The 3,840-nt window shown below is 67.7% G+C and carries 4 protein-coding genes; 1 reads left to right on the forward strand and 3 read right to left on the reverse strand.

Annotated elements, in window-relative coordinates:
• The first annotated feature begins 201 nt into the window (after window positions 1-201).
• Window positions 202-1,599, forward strand: a complete 1,398-nt coding sequence (locus QZT59_RS12820) for a signal recognition particle protein Srp54 (protein ID WP_290816813.1) — start codon at window positions 202-204, stop codon at window positions 1,597-1,599.
• 125 nt (window positions 1,600-1,724) lie between these two features.
• On the opposite strand, the gene QZT59_RS12825 is transcribed toward QZT59_RS12820, so the two are convergent.
• The 3 genes from QZT59_RS12825 to QZT59_RS12835 form a co-directional block, all read right to left on the reverse strand.
• Window positions 1,725-2,048, reverse strand: a complete 324-nt coding sequence (locus QZT59_RS12825) for a hypothetical protein (RefSeq protein WP_290816816.1) — start codon at window positions 2,046-2,048, stop codon at window positions 1,725-1,727.
• Between the two features lie 68 nt (window positions 2,049-2,116).
• The gene (locus QZT59_RS12830) at window positions 2,117-3,076 is read right to left on the reverse strand and encodes a helix-turn-helix domain-containing protein (protein WP_290816819.1); all 960 of its coding nucleotides are present in this window, start codon (window positions 3,074-3,076) and stop codon (window positions 2,117-2,119) included.
• A gap of 150 nt (window positions 3,077-3,226) precedes the next feature.
• The coding region (locus QZT59_RS12835; RefSeq protein ID WP_290816822.1) for a MaoC family dehydratase at window positions 3,227-3,840 on the reverse strand (614 nt) is incomplete at its 5' end.

The following is a 3,840-nucleotide window of genomic DNA, read 5'->3' on the forward strand; positions in this document are numbered from 1 at the left end:
ACCGAGGATCTCGCTGCGCTCGATCCTCGCGGCCCGCGGGTCACTTCGTTCCCCGCTCGCCGTACCGAGGATCTCGCTGCGCTCGATCCTCGCGGCCCGCGGGTCACTTCGTTCCCCGCTCGCCGTACCGAGGATCTCGCTGCGCTCGATCCTCGCGGCCCGAGAAAAGCCTTTAACATACCCACCTCCTACACCCGGTAAATGGTACTCGACGATCTCGGGAGCTCTCTGCGGGGAACGCTCGACGGGCTCCGCGGCAAGTCCCGAATCAGCGAGGAAGACGTCGAGCAGGTCGTCAAGGAGATCCAGCGGTCGCTCCTGTCGGCCGACGTCGACGTCTCGCTCGTGATGGAGCTGTCGGACAGCATCGAGGAGCGCGCCCTGGAGGAGGAGCCGCCGGCGGGCACGCCCGCGCGGGACTTCGTCCTCCGCATCGTCTACGAGGAGCTCGTCGCCCTCATCGGCGAGTCGACCGAGCTCCCGCTCTCGGAACAGACGATCCTGCTCGCCGGCCTCCAGGGGTCGGGGAAGACCACCTCCGCCGCGAAGATGGCCTGGTGGTTCTCGACGAAGGGGCTCAAGCCCGCCGTGATCCAGACGGACACCTTCCGGCCGGGCGCCTACGATCAGGCCGAGCAGATGACCGAGCGGGCGGAGGTCGACTTCTACGGCGACCCGGACGGCGAGGATCCCGTCGAAATCGCCCGCGAGGGTCTCGAAGCCACGAGCGACGCGGACGTCCACATCGTCGACACCGCGGGTCGCCACGCCCTGGAGGACGACCTGATCGACGAGATCGAGGAGATCGAAGGGGTCGTCGAGCCCGACACATCGCTGCTGGTGCTCGACGCGGCGATCGGCCAGGGGGCGAAGGATCAGGCCCGCCAGTTCGACGAGTCGATCGGCATCGACGGCGTCGTCATCACGAAGCTCGACGGGACCGCGAAAGGTGGCGGGGCCCTGGCCGCCGTCGACCAGACCGACTCGTCAATCGCCTTCCTCGGCACCGGCGAGGAGGTCGAGGACGTCGAGCGCTTCGAGCCCGAGGGCTTCATCTCCCGGCTGCTGGGGATGGGCGATCTCGCCCAGCTCGCCGAGCGCGTCGAGCGCGCGATGGAGCAGACCGACCTCGACGAAGACGACTGGGACCCCGAGGACATGTTGCAGGGGAACTTCACCCTGAACGACATGCAAAAGCAGATGGAGGCGATGAACAACATGGGGCCGCTGAGCCAGGTTCTGGACATGATCCCCGGCCTCGGCGGCGGGCTCAAGGACCAGCTGCCCGACGACGCGATGCAGGTCACCGAAGAGCGGATGGTGACGTTTCAGGTGATCATGGACTCGATGACCGAAGCCGAGAAGGAGTACCCCCGCGCCATCGGCGCCAGCCAGATCGAGCGCATCGCCCGGGGATCGGGCACGAGCGAGGAGTCGGTCCGCGAACTCCTGCAGCAGTACAAGATGATGGAAAAGACCATCAAACAGTTCCAGGGAATGGGCTCGGAGAAGGAGATGCAGCGGATGATGCAACAGATGCAGCAGGGTGGCGGCGGCATGGGTGGCATGGGCGGCGGAGGCGGCGGCCCGTTCGGCTGAGCTATCCCCGCCGGCGGGTACCGACGGCACCCGCTTCGGTGGTCGAGAGACGTCGCACCACGGTGGCGGTGGGTGCCGATGCGGCTCGACGCTCTCGACGGTCCCTCACGGGTCGGCGAGTCGCCTCAGGCGGTCGATTTCACCGCCCGTTCGATGGTCTCCGCGCACGAAACCAGCAGTTCGACCCGATCGGTCGGCTCGATCACTCCCGTCTTCGATTCGTACCGAACCACGCCGGCGTCCGCCAACAGGGGTAGGTCGACGTGGACGAGTTGCGTTCGGATTCGATCGACCGGTGCGTCGCGCTCCTCGGCGAGCGACCGTGCCAGGGCGGTCGTCGCCCTCGGCTCGGAGGTGTCGTGCAGGCGTCGAAGCAACCGCCGTCGTCGGGCGTCGCCGAGGAGCGAACAGACCGTCTCGACGTCTAAATCGGCGAACCCTCCATCCATTAGCAACGGTTACATTCTTCGTCGCTAAAAACGGTCCCCGTACGGATTTACTGTACGGAATCTTACAGCTAATCGTCGCACGTCTCGGCGGTGTGACGTTCGATCGCCTCGACCGCGAGTTCCTCCGTCACGGTGACCGACAGGCGTTCGCCGTCGATCGGCAGCATCACGCGAAACAGGTACGGGTCGGTCTCGACGACCTCGACGCCGATATCCCGCTTGATCCGCGCGAGGTCCGAGGTGAACGAGCGGAACGGGCTCATCGCCTCGTGACCGTGATCGTAGAGGAACGAGACGACCGCGGGGTGGTGGAGGGTGGCGTACCAGATGGACGCTTTCCGTTCGTACTGACACTGCCGGCACCGAAGGACGGCCCACGACTCGTACCGGGTCTCGCAGGCCGAACAGAGCCCCGATTCGTCGACGGCGTGGTCGTCGCAGACGCTGATCGTCGTCGCCGTTCGCCCGGCACACTCGGGACAGACGCCGTTCAACATCGGTGCGGCGTTGGTTTCGATGAAGGTTTCGGCCGCTTCCACGAGTTCGTCCGGGGATCGGCCGTCGAGGCCCGCCGGCGGGAAGCCACAGTGGATGAACGCGCCGGGCGGCATCTCGCCGCCGACGAGCTCGGCACAGTCGGTACACCGCAGGGTGATCCGCTCGTCCTCGTAGCACAGTTCCATGGGGCGACCGCAGTAGCCGCACTCGGTGTCGACCTCGACCGGCGGAATCGACGGGTCCGACGTGAGGGTCCCGGTGACGACCGTACGGACGACCTGTACGCCGGCGAAGCGCAGTTCGTATGCCCCGTCGACCTTCCGCACGAAGTGGTCGGCGAGCTTCCCGAGGTGGTAGTGGAAGTTTCCGCGATCGTCGGGCGCCACCTCGCGACGCAACTCCGCGTAGGTCATCGGCTCGTCGGCCTCCCAGAGCGCCCCCAGCACGGCCATTCGCGTTTCGTTCCCCAACACCGAGAACGCGTCGGCGGCGTCGACGTACGCCGATTCCCCCTCGTCCGATGGCTGCATACGTCGTCAGTGGAATCGCGGTACCATACGGCTTCGGGCTCGCCTCTCGGGCGCCGTCGAGCGGGTCGAAGCGGGCGGTGACGTCGTCGCCCGAGAGCCTCCGGCGTGAACCTCGCACGGCGGAGGCCCTCGGGCAGCGACGTGAGCGACTCACGCCGTCGCCTCGCCTTCGCCGGTCGCCGCCGCGGGCAGCGGGTCGACGAGAACGACGGACTCCCCTTCGAGAACGTGTTCGCCGTCGCCGTCTTCGACCGTCGTCACGACCCGGAACTTGGCGTCGCCCAGATCGTCGACGATCTCGCAGGTCGCGGTGACCCGGTCGCCGACGGAGATGGGCGCCAGGAAGGTCGCTTCCTGGGAGAGGTAGATCGTCAGGCCGGGCAGCCTGGCGAGTGCGGCGCTGATCAGCCCGTTCGCGAGCACGCCGTGGACGATGCGCTCGCCGAACCGGGTCCCGCGGGCGTACTCGTCCTCGAGGTGCAGGCGGTTGGTGTCGCCGGTCGCGTCGGCGAACGCCTCGACGTCGTCCGCGGTGATCGGCTTCGAGAAGGTCGCGACGTCGCCGACCGAGACCGCCGACTCGTCGGCGCCGCGGTACTCGAAGGTCCAGTCGTCGCGCGCGTAGGCCGTGTCGGTCCGCACCTGCCGGCGGGGCGGCCGCTCGGCCACGGACTCGGCCTGGCGGTGGAGCAGGTGCGGGACGAAGTACGCCAGCTCGGTGGTGGTGACGATGCCGACGAGTTCGCCGCCGTCCGCGTCGGTCG

Origin of the sequence: Halovivax sp. (assembly GCA_007119345.1) — an archaeon.
Lineage (GTDB): Archaea > Halobacteriota > Halobacteria > Halobacteriales > Natrialbaceae > Halovivax.

Coding starts and splice junctions, on each gene's coding strand:
- QZT59_RS12830 (WP_290816819.1), bottom strand. CDS start 3,076: ATGCAGCCATCGGACGAGGGGGAATCGGCGTACGTCGACGCCGCCGAC.
- QZT59_RS12825 (WP_290816816.1), bottom strand. CDS start 2,048: ATGGATGGAGGGTTCGCCGATTTAGACGTCGAGACGGTCTGTTCGCTC.
- QZT59_RS12820 (WP_290816813.1), top strand. CDS start 202: ATGGTACTCGACGATCTCGGGAGCTCTCTGCGGGGAACGCTCGACGGG.